Raw genomic sequence first — 15,549 nt, 5'->3', positions numbered from 1 at the left:
CATCACCGATGGTTGAGTTCCACCCATACGTGATGGTCGGCGGGCTGATGGAGAAGCGCCGCTACACCGTCGAGTCGCTGCCGCGATACCGCGCCGTGGCGAACCTCGAGCTCCATCTCATCGACGAGTCCGGCCACACGCCGCAGATCGAGACCCCCGCCGAGGTCGTGGACGCCATCCTGGGCTTCACGACCCTTCACGACACCAAGGACGCCTGATGACCTTGCCCCAGCCCTACGGGGACTACCAGATCGAGATCTACCTCAACGGCCTGCAGGGAGTGCTCCCCGAGCTGCCGATGGACTACACAGAGCTCGAGCGCCGAGCCGCCTCGGCCATGTCGCCCACCCTGCTCTCCTACATCGCCGGCGGCGCCGGCAACGAGTTCACTCAGCGCGTGAACGTCAGCGCCTTCGAGAAGTGGGGCATCATGCCGCGGATGCTCCGCGGCGCCAAGGACCGTGATCTCTCGGTCGAGCTGTTCGGGCTGAACCTGCCGTCGCCGTTGCTGATGAGCCCGGTCGGCGTGATCGGCCTGTGCGCCGCTGACGGCCACGGTGACCTCGCCACCGCGCGCGCATCGGCCCGCAGCGGCGTACCGATGATCGCCTCGACCCTGAGCGTCGACCCGCTGGAACAGGTCGCCGAGGAGCTCGGCGACACCCCGGGGTTCTTCCAGCTCTACACGCCCACCGACAGGGAGATGGCGGCCAGCCTGGTCGCCCGTGCGGAAGCCGCTGGCTTCAAGGGCATCGTGGTCACCCTGGACACCTGGATCACCGGTTGGCGGCCGCGGGACCTGAGCACCTCGAGCTTCCCGCAGCTGCGTGGACACTGCCTGAGCAACTACTTCACCGACCCGGTCTTCATCGACCGGCTCGGCCACCGCCCGGAGGAGAACCTGCAGGCGGCTGTGCTGCTCTGGGCAGGCCTCTTCGGCAACCCCCTCACCTGGGAAGACCTGCCCTGGCTGCGCTCGCTCACCGACCTGCCGATCATCCTCAAGGGCATCTGCAGCGGCGAGGACGCGCGCCGCGCGAAGGACGCCGGCATCGATGGGATCTTCTGCTCCAACCACGGCGGCCGGCAGGCCAACGGCGGCCTCGCCGCGATCGACTGCCTCCCGGAGGTCGTCGCGGCCGCCGACGGACTCCCCGTGCTCTTCGACTCCGGCATCCGCTCCGGCGCGGACATCATCAAGGCACTCGCACTCGGCGCGACTGCGGTCGGCATCGGCCGCCCCTACGCGTACGGCTGTGCCCTCGGCGGCACCGACGGCATCGTGCACGTGCTGCGCTCGCTGCTCGCCGAGGCCGATCTGATCATGGCCGTCGACGGCTACCCCACCATCGCCGACCTGACACCCGAAATACTCCGCCGCAACTGACCGGCAATCTATCCCGAGAGGAATCGTCGTACGTCCCGCCTCGAACGCAGCCGGACGAACCGGAGGTGCGCGTGGCTCGGGTCGGCCATCGCGGCCTCGTACCGCTTCACCTGCGGACCATACGAGTCCCACGCCCAGCGGATCACGGAGTCACTGGGGCTCCAGAGACGAAGGCCGCCCCAACCCTCGCGGTTGCCGTTCCAGAGCTCCTCGCGCCTCGCGGCTCTCCGCAACGTACGCAGGATGACCTGCACCATCACCCGCCACCGCGGCGGGTTCACCCACACGACGAGCTCCGCCGGCCCCCACACCAGAGTGCCGACCTTGCTCTGGTAGTTCCCGTCGATGACCCAGGCATCGCCGCGGGTGGCCTCGCGGACCCTGTCCACGAACACGTCCGGCTCTTCCTCGACCCACCCCGGCCGCCAATGAATCGCGTCGAGCTCGATGTACGGCACGTCGAGGATGTCCGCCAGTCTCCGGGCGACCGTGGACTTGCCCGAACCCGAGGATCCGACCACCGACACCCGCATCAAAGTGCCTTCTTCATGAGCACACGCCGGTATCCATCCTCGACCTCGTACCCGGTCTCCTCATACCCCAACCGCGCGTAGAGTCGCCGATTCTCGGTCATCGCCTCATGCGTGAAGAGCTCGACGTACGCCGCGCCGCGCGCCATCGCGCGAGCCTCGAATGAGCGATCAGCGCTCGCCCGATCCCCCGCCCCTGATGGTCAGGCTCCACCGCGAGGTTCTCCAACAGCACGCCGTCGTCCCCTGGGTGCCTGGTGACCGCGTATCCGGCAACGACGTCGTCAGCCATCGCCACCCATACCTCGGCGGACTCGATCGCCTCCTCGTAGTCCGCCCCCATCGGCCCCGGCTCGAGCCCGATCCGCTCCACGTACCTCGCGTACGCCGCTAGCGCGATCTCCTTCAGCCTCGGCGCATCCGCCGGCTCCGCCGGCCTGATCGGGATGATACCCATGGCGGCAACCGTACGTCGCACGGCCGAGGTCTATGTGCGTCTGGCAAAGCGGATGTCGCCGTTGGGGAGGCGTTCGTGGAGGTACCCGGCGTCGTGGGCGCGGTGGTGGTGATGGGAGCAGAGCAGGGCGGCGTTGTCGAGATCAGTCGCCCCGCCTTGGGCCCAGGCGATCCAGTGGTGGGCCTCGGCCCAGGTGCCGGGGATGTCACAGCCCTCGGCCTCGCAGGTCGCCGACCTGAGCAGGAGGGCTCGGCGTTGCGCGGCGGTGAAGAACCGCTCCTTGCGGCCGAAGTCGAGGACCTCGGACGCGCCCCCGAGAACGGCCGGGATGATGTTGGCGGTGCAGGCCAGGCGCCTAGCCTCGGCTGCGGTGATCGGGGTGCCGCCGAGGATCTGGGCGATGCCGGCTTCCTTGCGGAGCTGGTCGATGTCGATCGTGACGATCACGGTGGTCGCATCTCCGCCGTGGATGGGGAGCCGGGTCGGGTCGAGGGTCTCGAGGAGCTGGCAGAACGCCCGGCCCAGGCGGCGGTCGTAGGGGAGGTAGTCGCCGGTCTCGGTGCGGGTGCCGTCGTCACGGCGGGGTGAGGCGAAGGCCTCGAGGTTGGTGGCGAGACGGTCCGCGGCCGCATCCGGGAGGACCGCGGAGATGCGGGTGGTGCCGTCGCCGAGGCGCCGCATGGTCAGGCGGGTCTTCTTGCGGGCGTGGGCTTCCTCGGCGGCGAGGCGTTTGGCTTCTTCGGCCTCGGCGATCTCGGGCGCGATCAGATCTAGGATCCGGCGGCCCAGGCGGCGGAGCTGGGTGGGGTCGAACCGGGTCGCATAGGCGACCAAGGCCTCTTCGGCCTTGAGTCGGATCTCGGGATCGAGGTCAGCGGGGAGGTCGTTGAGGGCGTCGACGATCACTGTGGCTTGGGCGGAGTTGCAGCCGCCACTGCGCATCGCGCCAGCGACCTGGTGGTAGGTCCGGTCCAGGGCCTCAGCCAACCGGAGGTCGGCGCGCAAGATCTCGGGCCGCTGATGGGTGTGGTGATGGAGCCACGCTGCGACATCCCGCGCGGCGCTCTCGGCGGCCACGTCATCGGCGGTGGCGAGCACCCGCAGTTCGAGTTCAGCCAACTGGGCCTTGACCCGGGCGATCTCGACCAGGGTGGCGGCCTTCTGGTCGGTGGCCATGAACGACGGATTCGCCTCCGCAACCCGGCCAAGCGAGGCGGTGACCGCGACCACGGCACCCAGCACAGGGTGTTGGGGTTGCTGCAGCGTGGTCATCACGGTCACCTCCCGACGTACGAACTCAAGGGTTTCTGCCTGTGCAGAATCCCGGTTGGTTCGCTGGTCTCGGAGGCCCGGCAGTACGGGCTATTACTTACCCTCGCAGCTCAGCGTTCACGCCCCTGGTTCCCCTGGATTACCCGCCACCCGTTGTGTCTCGGATGGATAGGGCACGCCTCTTTCGAGGTGGTCGGCCTTCACGTTTACGCCTGTGCCGAGCCTACCACACAACGCAAAACCACTGAACCCAATCAGGGACAGATATCCCCACGAAAACCCAGACCGCTGCTGGAAGCCCGCAAGACAGCCAAATGGCACCCCACCCAGACACCCTGCTTCTAAATCTCCCAACCCAAACAACGTATTGGCCCCACCCACGCTGGAACCCGAGCACAAGTGCCCGACCCGTCGAATAACCTGCAGACATGAGTGAGCCGCTGGACAAAGGGCCGTTCTACCACGGCACAAAGGCCGACCTTCGCGAAGGAGATCTACTCACCGCCGGGTTCCGGTCGAACTACAAGCCCGATGTCGTGATGAACCACATCTACTTCACCGCCCTCCCCGACGGCGCCGGCCTAGCCGCCGAGATCGCCCCCGGCGACGGAGAGCCACGGGTCTACCTCGTCGAGCCGACCGGGGAGTACGAGAACGACCCCAACGTCACCGACAAGAAGTTCCCCGGCAACCCGACCCGCTCCTACCGCAGCAGCGCACCGCTCCGGATCGTCTCCGAGGTCCACGACTGGACGCGACTGACCCCCGAGGCCTTGCAGGCGTGGCGAGACCGCCTCGCCGCCATCCGGACCGACGACCGGGCCGAGATCATCAACTAGGCCGGTCAGTGGAGGTCGGCGTCGGCCGAAGTCGTGCGCCAGGCGTGGAAGGGGATCGTGAGCCCCGCCCGCGTAGGGGCGCAGGTGAACGGCCCGGCCTCGGCGACGAGGTCCGGAGCGAACGGAACGAGTCGGACGAGCTGAAGATACCCACCGTCGACCGCGGCGCGGATGGTGAGCGCGTCGCCCGATCGACTGACCCGCATGAGGACCTTGCGGTCGCGCCAGTCGGGCACCGGCGCCAGCGACCAGTCGGACCTGCCGTCGGTGACGACGGCACCGAGCTGCGGACGACCGTCGGCGTACTCGACGCCCGCCTTGACCCAGTGCGTCTCGCTGACGCGTACGAAGATCCCGGCCTGGTCGAACTGCTGCGAGAAGGCGGCCGTGAACTCGACCTCGACGGCGGTGTCCTGGTCGAAGGGAGCCAGCAGGGCGTGCTCGCTGTCGTGGACGAACCCGTAGGAGGTCGTACGCCACGCGTCGCTCCCCTCGGCGGCGGTGACGAGGAGGTCAGAGCCGCGCTCGACAGCGGCGACGGGCGGATGGGTCCAGCGCCCACTCCCCCAGCTGATCGAGGTCAAGGCGCGTCAGCCCTCGCGAATCGTCATCTTGGTGAGGCGGTCGCCGTCGATGTCGAAGACGAACTTCGAGCGACCGTTGGCGTGGGTGGAGCGCCAGTCACCGATGACGGTCACGGTGGCGTCCGCGGCCTGAACCTCCTCGACGGCGAGGGTGCCGTGCGCGCCGATGAACTCGTTGTCGCTCCACCCCTTGATCTGCTCGCGTCCGGTGAAGACACGGCCCCAGTCGTCGACGGCTCCACTCTCTGTGAAGGCGTCGAGGAACGCGGACTCGTCGTGCCGGTTGACGGCCTCGATGAAGGTCGCGACCGGCTCAGGGATCGTCTGATCTGTCATGTGCACTCCTTCTCATCGGATGTGTAGCCAGGGTTCAGTGTCGCTCTTCGAGCCCCACGGCCTCGCGCAGGATCCGCACCGAGTCGGTGAGGTCCTCGTCGTCGCGGGCCCGCGACTCCATGAGATCAGAGAGGGCAGACGCGATCACATTGAGCTTCTCGTGGGAAGCCTCCTCCGAGCGCCGCCCGGCGTTCTGGAGCAGCACCAGCAAGAGCAGCGAGAGCACCGAGGAGCCCGTGTGCACGGCCAGCTCCCACTTGGTGCTCGAGGACCAGAAGGGGAAGCTCACCGCCCACAACAGCAGGACGCCCACGATCACATAGAAGAAAGGAGCATGGCTGACCACAGAGGTGACCACCTCCACGAAGCGCTCGAACCCGTTCCGTCCATCGCCTCGCTGACGAGACTTCCTGGCACTGTTCTCTACGGTCATGCGGACACCGTAGTCGCGATCAGAGCACCTCAGGCCGCGATGACCGAGGTGACCAGGACGTACGCAGCCGTGCCGGCGAAGATGCTCAGCGTCATGCTGCCTCGCCACAGATGCAGCCCGATCGTGGTCGCGAGGGCGAGGGCGGCCGGCCCGACCGACGTCAGCACGACAGGGTCGGTGTCGCGGAGGGTGTAGGCGGCGAGGATGACCATCACCCCGACCGGCATCCGGTCGCCGATATAGGCCAGCAGCGCGCTGTGCCGCAGCGGAGCGAGCATCGCGAACGGGGCCGCGCGAAGGGTCCAGGTGACGGCCGCGGAGACGAGGACGGCGGACAGGACGTACCAGGGGTCAGCCACGGCTGCTCCTGCGGGCGGCGAGGACGTACGAGCAGACCAGCGCGGCACAGAACAGGCCCATCGCGATCAGCAGCATGTTGTCCCGCGAGATCAGCGCCGCGACGATCGCGCAGCCCAGCGCGAGAACCGAGATCGGCACCGACCTACGGACCTTGTACGCCTCCATCCCCAGCACCACGAACAGCGCGGTGACGGCGAAGTCGAGGCCGACCACCTGCGGCGGGATCAGCGAGCCCAGCCCGGCGCCGGCGGCCACGCAGAGCACCCACGCCACGTGGAAGAACGCCTGGATGCTGATGATCCGCGTCCGCGTCCAGCCGGCCGCATCCGGCGTCGCGGTGAGCGCGTACGCCTCGTCAGTCAGGGCGAAGGTGCTGTAGGCCTTCCACCCGCGGCCGTGCACCCGGTGCATCGGGAACGAGATGGCGTAGAAGACGTGCCGGAAGTTCACCAGCAGCGTGCTGACCGCGATCTGCGCCAGCGGAGCCGCGGCGGCCAGGAGACCGACCAGCAGGAACTCCATGGAGCCGGCGAACACGACGGCGCCGAGCACCGGCGCCCACCACCAGGCCAGCCCGGACTGGACGACCAGTACGCCGAGCGCGAGTCCCAGCGGGACGACCGCGACACAGGCGGGAAGCACGATGCGCCATCCCGCCGCGACCTCGCTGCGCGCCTCGTCGCGCGCCTGGTGAGCTGCCTCCGAATCCATCACTTGCATATCCGCAAGCCTAGGAAAGATCTGACGCCCTTGGGTTGCCCGATGGCGATGCTAAAGTGCCTCTGTGCGCAACGATCATGCGGTTGATGACCTGGATCGAGCAATCATTGCCGAGCTCGAAGACGACGCTCGACTGAGCAACGCCGAGCTGGCCCGGCGGGTCGGACTCACCCCGGCGCCATGCCTGCGGCGGGTGCAGCGGCTCGAGCGCGACGGGGTGATCAAGGGCTACCACGCCAGCATCGACCCGAAGAGCGGCGGACGCGGGTTCGAGGTCATCGTGGCCATCGACATCGCCGTCAACGACGGCAAGACCATCGAGGACTTCGAGACCGCCGCCGTCGCCGTCCCCGAGGTCACCGAGATGCGCCGCATGCTCGGCCAGCCCGACTACTACCTGCGCGTCCAGGTCGCCGACCCCGATGCGTACGAGGCCCTCATCGTCGGGACGATCTCCCGGCTGCCCGCGGTGAACAGGCTGCTCTCGCACCAGACCATGCGGCTGATCAAGGGGTAGGTCAGCGCGGCAGCACGCCCACGAGCGCCGCGGTGAAAGTCGTCCGCAGGGAGTCGCGCATATCCAGCTGGAGTACGCCGAGGTCTGGTTCGTCCGCATAGGCGGCGAGGACGCTGGGCGGCGGCGGGACGTACGCCGCCAGGGCGCCCGCCGAGATCAGGCTCATCAGCCAGAACGTCTGGGCGCCGTCACCGAGCTCGGGCAGGTGGCGGCGTACGAGCTCGACCATGGTCGCGAGCTTCGCGCGGGAGGCGCGCTTGTGACGCTTGACGACCTCGACCGACACATTGTGCTCGAGAACGCCACCCTGCGCGCCGAAGAGGTCGCAGAGCACCATCCGGTCCGCCAACGATCGGCTGAGGATCTCGGCCAGCTGGTCCGCCCGCACCTCGGGTGACGCGCCGGCCTCGATACCCGCGGTCAGCTCCTCCGCAAGCTCCTCGAGCCACGTTCCCCAGTAGTCGTCCAGCAGCTCGAGCAGCACCGCCTCGCGCGACTCGAAGTAGCGCAGGACGTTCGACTTGGCCAGTCCCACCCGCCGGCTGAGCTCATTGAGGCTCACCTCGGCCACCGGCATCTCGTCGAGCATCGCCGCCGCCGTGTCCAGGATCGCCCGGCGGCGGATCTCTCGTTGCTCGTCGCTTCGCGCCCGTTGGAATGTCACCGCCCCAGAGTAACTTAAAGACCGCCGGTCCCTTGACATTAGACCACCGGTCTCTTAAGTTGGATGTCGATAACAGACCAGTGGTTCTTTAGGGAGTGGACAATGAGCGAGACCTGGACCGAGCAGCACATCCCCGACCAGCAGGGCAGGGTGGCGATCGTGACCGGCGCCAACACCGGACTCGGCTTCGAGACCGCGCGGATGCTCGCCGGTCACGGAGCCCAAGTGGTCCTGGCCGTCCGCGACGTCGAGAAGGGGAAGCAGGCGGCCGCGCGCATCGACGGCGACGTCTCCGTCCAGGTCCTCGACCTGACCTCCCTGGACTCGATCCGATCGGCGGCGGCCGATCTCCGCGCCGCCCATCCGCGGATCGACCTTCTGATCAACAACGCCGGCGTGATGTACACGCCGAAGCAGACCACCGCCGACGGCTTCGAGCTGCAGTTCGGCACCAACCACCTCGGCCACTTCGCCTTCACCGGTCTGCTGCTGGAACAGCTCCTTCCCGTCCCGGGTTCGCGGATCGTCACGGTCAGTAGCTTTGGCCACCGCATCCGGGCCGGCATCCACTTCGACGACCTGCAGTGGGAGCGCTCCTACAGCCGCGTCGCGGCGTACGGTCAGGCCAAGCTCGCCAACCTGATGTTCACCTACGAGCTTCAGCGCCGACTCGCACCGCACGGCACCACGGTCGCGGTGGCCGCTCATCCCGGTGGCTCCAACACCGAGCTCACGCGCAACACGCCCGCCGCGCTTCGGGCGCCCATCACCTGGCTCGCGCCGCTGATCACCCAGCCCGCCGAGATGGGCGCCCTGCCCACCCTGCGCGCCGCCACCGACCCGGCCGTCCTCGGCGGCCAGTACTACGGACCCGGCGGCTGGGGCGAGATGCGCGGATATCCGAAGCTGGTGACCTCCAGCCCGTTCTCGTACGACCTGCAGACCCAGCAGCGGCTCTGGAACGTCTCCGAGGAGCTCACCGGCGTACGCATACCCCTCGACAGCTGAACCGCGCCGTGCAGCGGGAACGGTTGGTCACGGGCTGAGCGCCTGTCGCGTCCGGTCGTCGGCGGGGACGAAGGTCTCCAGATGGAGGCCGTTGAGCGTGACGTCCGAGGCGCTCTCGATCTGGCTGGCGACACTGAAGAAGCGCAGCACGTGGCCGCCGGCGTCGATCTCGAGCGGGACGACCGGGTCGGCCTGCGGCCGGACGGACGGCCCGTCGCCGGAGGGATAGGCGGTGACCTCGTCGCGGAGCGCGACCAGGGCCGGGTCACCGCCGGTGTGGGTGATGCGCCGGCCGAGCTGGTGAAGCAGGTGGGCGCGCCAGACGGGAAGGTTGCGGATGCGCGGGGCGAGTCCTCGCGGATGCAGGCAGAGCCGGATCACGTTCAGCGGAGGCTCGAGCAGGCTGGGGTCACAGCCGGCCAGCAGCCCGTCGACTGGCTCGTTGGCATCGACGATGTCCCAGTGGTCGTCGAGAAGCAGGGCCGGGTACGGCGCATGGGCGTCCAACAGGCTGCGGAGGCCGGCCATCACCGGCGCGAGCGCGTCGTCGTCGGTGGCGCGGTGCGGATAGCGAGGCGCGAACCCGCCGGCAAGCAGGAGCCGGTTCTGCTCGGCCATGGGCACCCGCATCACCTCGGCCAGCCGGACGATCATCTCCGGAGTCGGCCGGGAGCGTCCGTTCTCGACGTAGCTCACGTGCCGGGTGCTCACCTCGGCCTGCGTGGCGAGCGCGAGCTGGCTCAGGGACCGCAGCTCGCGCCAGCGGCGAAGCTCGCTGCCGACCGACGCTGACGGAGACGGTGACGTCGCGGTTGAGATCACGGCCCGAGGCTAGCCAACCCGGCATCGCAACGGCCATGACCTCGGAGGTTATCGACCGGTGCACCGTCCGGCGGCGAACCTTCTCCTGGCAACCCGATCCGAGAGAAGGAAGACACCATGAACGACATCGTGACGCGCTACCTGGACACCTGGAACGCCACCGACGAGTCGGTGCTCACCGAGCTGCTGGCCAAGCACTGGTCCGACGACTGCGTCTATGTCGACCCGCTTGCCGACGTCCAGGGCCGTGAGGCCGTCGGGGCGACCATCCAGGCCGTACGCGAGCAGTTCCCGGACTTCGTGTTCACGCCTGTGGGCGCCGTCGACACCCATCACCAGCAGTCCCGGTTCCAGTGGGGTCTGGGACCGGCCGGCCAGGAGCCGGTCGTCATCGGCTTCGACGTGGTCGTGGTCGACGCGGACCAGCGGATCCGTGACGTACGCGGCTTCCTGGACAAGGTTCCCGCCTGAGACTCAGGGTGACCGGTGTCGGCGACAAGCCGCTCAGTCGCGGGCCAAGGCTGCGAGAGCCTCGGTCTCGAGATCGAGGTAGCTCTTGTCGCTGACATCGACGCCGACGCCGAGGATCTTTCCCCCGGTGAACGTGAACGGTGCCCGGTAGCTGCGGCTGACCGCATCGGCACTGTCGAAGCCGACACAGAGGCCGTCGCCGCACAGGGTGAACTTGCCGATCTGAGCACGCATCTCCCCCGTGGCGACGATCTGGTCGTCGACGTAGAGGTTGGTGGTGCCGACCGACTCCTTGTGCGGCCCGGCACCCTCTCGGATGAACTCCATGCCCAGCGCATGCGGACCCGGAGTCAGTCTCTCCGAGATGAAGGTCTGCTCCGGCGGAATGCCGAGGAAGTTGTAGACGTAGTGCAGTTTGCTGTCCTTGATGAACAGGGCGTGCCCACCGAACCGGGACCCGTGGGCGAAGATCACGCCTTCGGCCCCCTCGCTGATGTCGACGTCCGCGATGATCTTGTACGAGCGCCCGCGCACGTTGACCGCGACACCCTCCGGGACGGCGCCACTGCCGGGGTAGTAGATGTACCGGTTGCGCGGAGGCTCTGCCTGAGGTCGTTCGACGGTGATCATCTCCAGCGCTGAGCGGTCGTCGAGCGGAAGTCCGTGGTACTTCTCGGCTTCCTCGAACCAGGCAGCGACCAGCTCCTGCACCTTCTCGGGATACTGGTCGGCCAAGTCCTTCGACTCCGCCCGGTCCTCGTCGACGTGGTACAGCTCCCAGCGGTCCTGGTCGAAGTGCCCCCTCCCCGAGATCGGCGCGTGCGTGGCTGCTGCCTTCCAGCCGTCCTGCCAGATGCCTCGGGTGCCGAGCATGCAGTAGTACTGCCGCTTCTTCAGGGTCGGCGCGTCGGCGTTGTCGAAGCTGTATGCCATCGAGACGCCGGGCAGCGGCTCCTGCTCGACACCGCGGTAGACCTCCGGCATCTCCAGGCCGGCGAGCTCCAGGATCGTCGGCACGATGTCGGTCACGTGGTGATACTGGTGCCGGATCTCGCCCTTCGCCTGGATTCCGGCCGGCCAGTGGATGACCAACGGGTCGCAGGTGCCGCCGGAGTACTGGCTGTACCGTTTGAACATCTGGAACGGTGTGCTGAAGGCGGCCGCCCAGCCGGTCGGATAGTGGTTGTACGTCTCCGGCGAGCCGAGCTGGTCCAGCATCGCGAGATTCTCCGCGAGCTCGTCGGGATAGTTGTTGAAGAACTTGTTCTCGTTGACCGAGCCGGCGTCCGATCCCTCGCCCGACGCGCCGTTGTCGGCGCAGTAGAACACCACCGTGTTGTCCAGCTGACCGGTCTCCTCCAGGTAGTCGATGACCCTACCGACCTGGGCATCGGTGTATTCGCTGAATCCGGCGAAGACCTCAGCCATCCGAGCGAAGAGCCGCTTCTCATCGTCGCTGAGCTCGTCCCACGGCGTCACGTGGTCGGCCGGGTTGGCCTGGTCCTCGGCGACAGGGTTCCACGGGGTCAGTTCAGTGCCCTCGGGCAGGATGCCCTTCTCGATCATCCGGGCGAGCACCCATTCGCGATAGGCGTCGTAGCCGTCGTCGAAGGCGCCCTTGTACTTGTCGATGTACTCGTCCGGTGCGTGGTGCGGCGCGTGGTTGGCGCCGGGGCAGAACCACATGTACCAGGGCTTCGACGGGTTGGACGCCTTTTGGTCGCGCAGCATCTGGATCGCCTGGTCGGCGAGGTCCTTGGAGAGGTGGTAGCCGTCTTCAGGGGTGTAGGGCTGCTCGATGTAGTGGTTGTCCTCGGCCAGGTCGGGATACCAGTTGTTGGTCTCGCCACCGAGGAAGCCATAGAACCGGTCGAAGCCCTGCTGCAGCGGCCATTGCTTGCGGCTGGCCCCGGCGGAATTGTCCTCCTCGGGAACGTTGTGGTTCTTGCCCAGCCAGAACGTGCTGTACCCGTTGTCCTGCAGGATGTGCCCGATGGTGGCGCACTCCTCCGGAATGCGGCCTGCCTGCCCCGGGAACCCGTTGGTTCCTTCCATGATCGAGGCGACCCGGTTCGTGGTGTGGTTGCGCCCGGTCAGCAGACAGGACCGGGTCGGCGAGCACAGCGCGGTGGTGTGCCACTGGGTGTAGGTCAGTCCGTTGTCGGCCAGGCGCTCCAGCGTCGGCATGTTGACCCGACCACCGTACGGCGACCAGGTGGCCATGCCGGTGTCGTCATAGAGGACGACGAGCACGTTGGGAGCGCCATCCCTCGCTGTGGGAAGCACGTACGGGGACCAGTCCGGGACCGAGTCCCGGACGTCCAGATTGATGACGCCGTTGAATTCCTTGTCGGCCACGACTCGTCCTCTTCTCCACGGATTCCGGACAACGCACCTCCACAGTTGGCACACGTTGCCGTGATCGCTTCACCCAATTCGTGTGAGTCACGACCCTCAGCGCGCTTCGCCCGGGGTGTCCGCCCGGCTCACTGATCCGGAGTCATAGGTGAGAGCGGCCGCTCGAAGAAGGTCTCCAGGACCACCGTCGCCTGCGTTCCGCTGACGCCCTCGATGGCGTAGATCCGGCGCAGCACGTCCTGCAGCTGCTCGGTGGTCGCGGTCCTGACCTTCACCAGCACGGAGGCGCTGCCCGCGATGATGTGCGCCTCCACGATCTCCGGGAGCGCGGCGAACGCCTCCGCCGAGTCCCCCATCCACGTCGTCGAGTCGACCATGACGTACGCGAGGACGGAGCTGCCCACGGCGGCCGGATCCACGTCGGCGGTGGTGCGGCGGATGACGCCGCCCTCACGCAGCTTGCGTACGCGCTCGTGAGCGGCGCCCGCGGAGAGGCCGACGGCCTGTCCGAGGGTGGCGTAGGACTGGGTGGCGTCGCGCTGGAGCTCGGCCAACAGCTCACGATCGATCTGGTCCACAGGCTCTCCGTTCAGAAATATCTTGCGCTGACCATATCTGATCCTGCAGTCTCGATCCCAGACCGATTCACATTCGGCATAATGGATATTGAGGAGTGGACTCCATGAGCAGCGATCGCCCTGGGCTGTACGAGATGCTTGACGACCGGTTCCGCACCGGGCGGTGCATGAACGGTGACGAGGCGCTGGAGGTCCTGTTCACCGGGTGCCGCTGGGCCGAGGGGCCGATCTATATCCCCGCTTGGCGCCAGGTGGTCTGGAGCGACATCCCCAACGACCGGATGCTGCGCTGGGACGAGGAGACCGGGAACGTCAGCGTCTTCCGCCGCGCCGCCGGGCACACCAACGGCAACACCCTCGACCGCGAGTGCCGGCTGATCACCTGCGAGCAGGGCAACCGCCGGGTCACCAGGACCGAGCACGACGGCACGGTCACCGTGCTGGCCGAGCGCTGGCAGGGCAAACGCCTGAACAGCCCCAATGACGCGACCGTTAAGTCCGACGGCTCGATCTGGTTCTCCGACCCCGACTTCGGCATCACCAGCGACTACGAGGGCTACCGCGCCGAGAGCGAGATCGGATCCAACAACGTCTATCGGATCGACCCCGCCACCGGCGAGGTCCACCTCGTAGCCGATTGCTTCGGCGCGCCGAACGGACTGGTCTTCTCCCCCGACGAGCGCCAGCTCTTCGTCTCCGACACCCGCGCCGGCAAGATCTGGGTCTTCGACGTACGCGAGGACGGCACCCTCTCCGCCGGCGAGGTCTTCGCCGAGGCCGAAGCCCGCGCCGACGCCCGCTTCGACAACCTCCGCTTCGACGACGGCGGCCGGCTCTGGGTCGCCGCGATGAACGACGGCGTGCACTGCTACGACCCCGACGGCACCCTCATCGGCCGCCTGAACGTCCCCGAAGCCGCCTCCAACATCTCCTGGGGCGGCGCCAAGCGCAACCGCCTCTTCATCACCGCCGAGACCAGCCTCTACTCAGTCGTCATGGGAGTCACCGGCACCCACCCGACCGGCCCCGGACGCCGCCCCTGGCTCTAGCCAGCAGCGACGCGGGGCGTCAGAAGGCGCGGTCCGCGACCCGTACGCGCTCAGCACTCTCGAGCACGGCGGCGAGGCGCGCGGCGTCGACCGGAGCGGGGGCCGCGGTCAACATGTCCTCGACAGGGGTCGACTGGTCGGCGAGGTAGACGCGGGTGTAGCCGGCGGCCTCCGGCTCGAAGCGCCAGCTCTCGGCGAGGGATCCCGCATCGTGTACGTCGTAGCCCAGGCGGTCGATCATGGCGGCCGCGACGGACTTCGCCTGCTGGTCATCGCCGGCGATCGGCAGGGCCGTGCGGTCGGCGGCTCCTGAAGGCCGGGCGAGCAGCGGGATGTGGTGAGCCAGGATGCTGTTGAACGCCTTGACCAGATGCGCGCCCGCGAAGTGCCGCTGCACGAGCTCGCTGGTGGTGACCTGCTCGTCGTCGAGCTCGCGGATGCGGCCGTCCCGGTACGGGTAGTAGTTGCCGGTGTCCAGCACCACCTTGCCGTCGAGCAGCGACGGCTGGATGCTCGTATGGGCCGGCAGCGGCACCGAGAGCACCACGACCTCGCCTGCGGCCGCCGCCTCCTCGGTCGTTCCCGCCATGGCCAGCGGACCCAGCTCCGCCACCAGGTCAGCCAGGCTCTCCGGTCCCCGTGAGTTGGCGATGACGACGGGTACGCCGCCAGCCACCGCCAACCGGGCGATGGCCGTCCCGATGTTCCCGCTGCCGATGATTCCGAGCCTGGACAATCTGATCCTCGATCCGAAGAAGATGGTGGACTGTGCGTGCGGAGACGTTCCGCCGCTATGTTCACCTTCATTTAAACATAGAGTGCGGGATACTCAGCACATGGCCAGCCGCACCTCGACTCCCCTCACGCACCCCGAGCGGGACGAGCTCGACCTGTTCCAGGTCATGTCGGCGCTGGTAGACCCGATCCGACGGGGCATCGTGGTCCAGCTCGCCGCCTCGGCCGACCCCACGCCCTGCACCGAGTTCCCGCTGCCTGTCAGCAAGGCCGCAGGGACCCGGCACTTCCGGACCCTGCGTGAGGCGGGCATCATCCACCAGCACGATGTGGGCGTACGCCGCATGAACCGCCTGCGACGCGAGGACCTCGAGGCACGCTTTCCCGGCCTGCTCGAACTGGTCCTACGCGAGGCATCGTGACGGGAGC

Annotated in this window: 21 protein-coding genes; 8 read left to right on the top strand and 13 right to left on the bottom strand. The window is 67.8% G+C overall.

Translation table 11 applies throughout. The features are described from left to right. Positions 1-8: 8 nt before the first annotated feature. Positions 9-218, top strand: a complete 210-nt coding sequence (locus ABTW65_RS18085) for an alpha/beta fold hydrolase (RefSeq protein ID WP_350662515.1) — start codon at positions 9-11, stop codon at positions 216-218. Then, positions 218-1,387: a lactate 2-monooxygenase gene (locus ABTW65_RS18080; RefSeq protein WP_350662513.1), complete on the top strand. Its 1,170-nt coding sequence runs from the start codon at positions 218-220 to the stop codon at positions 1,385-1,387. Before ABTW65_RS18085 ends, ABTW65_RS18080 begins: the two co-directional genes overlap by 1 nt. Before the next feature lie 8 nt (positions 1,388-1,395). Here the strand turns inward: ABTW65_RS18080 and ABTW65_RS18075 are convergent, their stop codons facing one another. The 3 genes from ABTW65_RS18075 to ABTW65_RS18065 form a co-directional block, all read right to left on the bottom strand. Further along, positions 1,396-1,920 carry a P-loop NTPase family protein gene (locus ABTW65_RS18075; RefSeq protein ID WP_350662511.1) on the bottom strand — a complete coding sequence of 175 codons (525 nt, stop codon included), beginning with the start codon at positions 1,918-1,920 and terminating at the stop codon, positions 1,396-1,398. 97 nt (positions 1,921-2,017) lie between these two features. Beyond that, positions 2,018-2,374 (bottom strand): GNAT family N-acetyltransferase, encoded by a 357-nt coding sequence (locus ABTW65_RS18070; RefSeq protein ID WP_350662509.1) that lies wholly within the window; start codon positions 2,372-2,374, stop codon positions 2,018-2,020. A gap of 30 nt (positions 2,375-2,404) precedes the next feature. Next, positions 2,405-3,646, bottom strand: coding sequence for an HNH endonuclease signature motif containing protein (locus ABTW65_RS18065; RefSeq protein WP_350662507.1), 1,242 nt, complete (start codon positions 3,644-3,646; stop codon positions 2,405-2,407). Positions 3,647-4,074: 428 nt separating this feature from the next. Between ABTW65_RS18065 and arr the strand changes: the two genes are divergently transcribed. Beyond that, complete coding sequence (arr, locus tag ABTW65_RS18060; RefSeq protein ID WP_350662505.1) at positions 4,075-4,485, top strand: NAD(+)--rifampin ADP-ribosyltransferase; 411 nt, start codon at positions 4,075-4,077, stop codon at positions 4,483-4,485. 5 nt (positions 4,486-4,490) lie between these two features. On the opposite strand, the gene ABTW65_RS18055 is transcribed toward arr, so the two are convergent. Genes ABTW65_RS18055 through ABTW65_RS18035 form a run of 5 tightly spaced genes read right to left on the bottom strand, consistent with a single transcriptional unit; the run spans position 4,491 to position 6,918 of the window. Next, on the bottom strand, positions 4,491-5,069 hold the full coding sequence (locus ABTW65_RS18055; protein WP_350662503.1) for a DUF1349 domain-containing protein: 579 nt from the start codon (positions 5,067-5,069) through the stop codon (positions 4,491-4,493). Positions 5,070-5,075: 6 nt separating this feature from the next. Continuing rightward, the gene (locus tag ABTW65_RS18050) at positions 5,076-5,405 is read right to left on the bottom strand and encodes a nuclear transport factor 2-like protein (protein ID WP_350662501.1); all 330 of its coding nucleotides are present in this window, start codon (positions 5,403-5,405) and stop codon (positions 5,076-5,078) included. Between the two features lie 34 nt (positions 5,406-5,439). Next, on the bottom strand, positions 5,440-5,838 hold the full coding sequence (locus tag ABTW65_RS18045) for a low affinity iron permease family protein (RefSeq protein WP_350662499.1): 399 nt from the start codon (positions 5,836-5,838) through the stop codon (positions 5,440-5,442). A gap of 29 nt (positions 5,839-5,867) precedes the next feature. Further along, a complete protein-coding gene (locus tag ABTW65_RS18040; RefSeq protein WP_350662497.1) occupies positions 5,868-6,197 on the bottom strand; it encodes a branched-chain amino acid transporter permease in 330 nt (109 codons plus the stop codon). Beyond that, on the bottom strand, positions 6,190-6,918 hold the full coding sequence (locus ABTW65_RS18035) for an AzlC family ABC transporter permease (protein WP_350662495.1): 729 nt from the start codon (positions 6,916-6,918) through the stop codon (positions 6,190-6,192). The genes ABTW65_RS18040 and ABTW65_RS18035 overlap by 8 nt, the downstream gene beginning before the upstream one ends. Positions 6,919-6,982: 64 nt before the next feature. Here ABTW65_RS18035 and ABTW65_RS18030 point away from each other — a divergent pair, with 64 nt between their 5' ends. Beyond that, positions 6,983-7,435: an Lrp/AsnC family transcriptional regulator gene (locus ABTW65_RS18030; protein WP_350662492.1), complete on the top strand. Its 453-nt coding sequence runs from the start codon at positions 6,983-6,985 to the stop codon at positions 7,433-7,435. Between the two features lies 1 nt (position 7,436). Here the strand turns inward: ABTW65_RS18030 and ABTW65_RS18025 are convergent, their stop codons facing one another. After that, on the bottom strand, positions 7,437-8,099 hold the full coding sequence (locus ABTW65_RS18025) for a TetR/AcrR family transcriptional regulator (RefSeq protein ID WP_350662490.1): 663 nt from the start codon (positions 8,097-8,099) through the stop codon (positions 7,437-7,439). Between the two features lie 102 nt (positions 8,100-8,201). On the opposite strand from ABTW65_RS18025, the gene ABTW65_RS18020 reads away from it, so the two are divergent. Next, positions 8,202-9,107 carry an SDR family NAD(P)-dependent oxidoreductase gene (locus ABTW65_RS18020; RefSeq protein WP_350662488.1) on the top strand — a complete coding sequence of 302 codons (906 nt, stop codon included), beginning with the start codon at positions 8,202-8,204 and terminating at the stop codon, positions 9,105-9,107. A gap of 27 nt (positions 9,108-9,134) precedes the next feature. Here ABTW65_RS18020 and ABTW65_RS18015 read toward each other — a convergent pair whose 3' ends face one another. Further along, positions 9,135-9,929, bottom strand: a complete 795-nt coding sequence (locus ABTW65_RS18015) for a helix-turn-helix domain-containing protein (protein ID WP_350662486.1) — start codon at positions 9,927-9,929, stop codon at positions 9,135-9,137. A gap of 117 nt (positions 9,930-10,046) precedes the next feature. Between ABTW65_RS18015 and ABTW65_RS18010 the strand changes: the two genes are divergently transcribed. Next, the gene (locus ABTW65_RS18010; RefSeq protein ID WP_350662484.1) at positions 10,047-10,400 is read left to right on the top strand and encodes a nuclear transport factor 2 family protein; all 354 of its coding nucleotides are present in this window, start codon (positions 10,047-10,049) and stop codon (positions 10,398-10,400) included. 33 nt (positions 10,401-10,433) lie between these two features. Here the strand turns inward: ABTW65_RS18010 and ABTW65_RS18005 are convergent, their stop codons facing one another. Next, a complete protein-coding gene (locus tag ABTW65_RS18005; RefSeq protein WP_350662483.1) occupies positions 10,434-12,758 on the bottom strand; it encodes an arylsulfatase in 2,325 nt (774 codons plus the stop codon). A 128-nt stretch (positions 12,759-12,886) separates the two neighbouring features. Then, entirely contained in the window at positions 12,887-13,336 is a 450-nt protein-coding gene (locus tag ABTW65_RS18000) for an Lrp/AsnC family transcriptional regulator (RefSeq protein WP_350662481.1), read from the bottom strand. A gap of 104 nt (positions 13,337-13,440) precedes the next feature. Between ABTW65_RS18000 and ABTW65_RS17995 the strand changes: the two genes are divergently transcribed. Further along, on the top strand, positions 13,441-14,385 hold the full coding sequence (locus tag ABTW65_RS17995) for an SMP-30/gluconolactonase/LRE family protein (RefSeq protein ID WP_350662478.1): 945 nt from the start codon (positions 13,441-13,443) through the stop codon (positions 14,383-14,385). Between the two features lie 19 nt (positions 14,386-14,404). Here ABTW65_RS17995 and ABTW65_RS17990 read toward each other — a convergent pair whose 3' ends face one another. Beyond that, positions 14,405-15,145: an NADPH-dependent F420 reductase gene (locus ABTW65_RS17990; protein ID WP_350662586.1), complete on the bottom strand. Its 741-nt coding sequence runs from the start codon at positions 15,143-15,145 to the stop codon at positions 14,405-14,407. Between the two features lie 76 nt (positions 15,146-15,221). On the opposite strand from ABTW65_RS17990, the gene ABTW65_RS17985 reads away from it, so the two are divergent. Next, entirely contained in the window at positions 15,222-15,542 is a 321-nt protein-coding gene (locus ABTW65_RS17985) for an ArsR/SmtB family transcription factor (protein ID WP_350662476.1), read from the top strand. Positions 15,543-15,549: the final 7 nt, after the last annotated feature.

The sequence above is a fragment of the Nocardioides sp. NPDC127503 genome, from assembly GCF_040302165.1.
Lineage (GTDB): Bacteria > Actinomycetota > Actinomycetes > Propionibacteriales > Nocardioidaceae > Nocardioides.
This window is presented reverse-complemented; position numbering and strand designations above follow the sequence as displayed.

Bases quoted from the DNA above. Each gene is read 5' to 3' on its own strand.
- ABTW65_RS18085 (WP_350662515.1), top strand. From the start codon at position 9: ATGGTTGAGTTCCACCCATACGTGATGGTCGGCGGGCTGATGGAGAAG.
- ABTW65_RS18080 (WP_350662513.1), top strand. From the start codon at position 218: ATGACCTTGCCCCAGCCCTACGGGGACTACCAGATCGAGATCTACCTC.
- ABTW65_RS18075 (WP_350662511.1), bottom strand. From the start codon at position 1,920: ATGCGGGTGTCGGTGGTCGGATCCTCGGGTTCGGGCAAGTCCACGGTC.
- ABTW65_RS18070 (WP_350662509.1), bottom strand. From the start codon at position 2,374: ATGGGTATCATCCCGATCAGGCCGGCGGAGCCGGCGGATGCGCCGAGG.
- ABTW65_RS18065 (WP_350662507.1), bottom strand. From the start codon at position 3,646: ATGACCACGCTGCAGCAACCCCAACACCCTGTGCTGGGTGCCGTGGTC.
- arr (WP_350662505.1), top strand. From the start codon at position 4,075: ATGAGTGAGCCGCTGGACAAAGGGCCGTTCTACCACGGCACAAAGGCC.
- ABTW65_RS18050 (WP_350662501.1), bottom strand. From the start codon at position 5,405: ATGACAGATCAGACGATCCCTGAGCCGGTCGCGACCTTCATCGAGGCC.
- ABTW65_RS18045 (WP_350662499.1), bottom strand. From the start codon at position 5,838: ATGACCGTAGAGAACAGTGCCAGGAAGTCTCGTCAGCGAGGCGATGGA.
- ABTW65_RS18035 (WP_350662495.1), bottom strand. From the start codon at position 6,918: ATGCAAGTGATGGATTCGGAGGCAGCTCACCAGGCGCGCGACGAGGCG.
- ABTW65_RS18020 (WP_350662488.1), top strand. From the start codon at position 8,202: ATGAGCGAGACCTGGACCGAGCAGCACATCCCCGACCAGCAGGGCAGG.
- ABTW65_RS18010 (WP_350662484.1), top strand. From the start codon at position 10,047: ATGAACGACATCGTGACGCGCTACCTGGACACCTGGAACGCCACCGAC.
- ABTW65_RS17995 (WP_350662478.1), top strand. From the start codon at position 13,441: ATGAGCAGCGATCGCCCTGGGCTGTACGAGATGCTTGACGACCGGTTC.
- ABTW65_RS17985 (WP_350662476.1), top strand. From the start codon at position 15,222: ATGGCCAGCCGCACCTCGACTCCCCTCACGCACCCCGAGCGGGACGAG.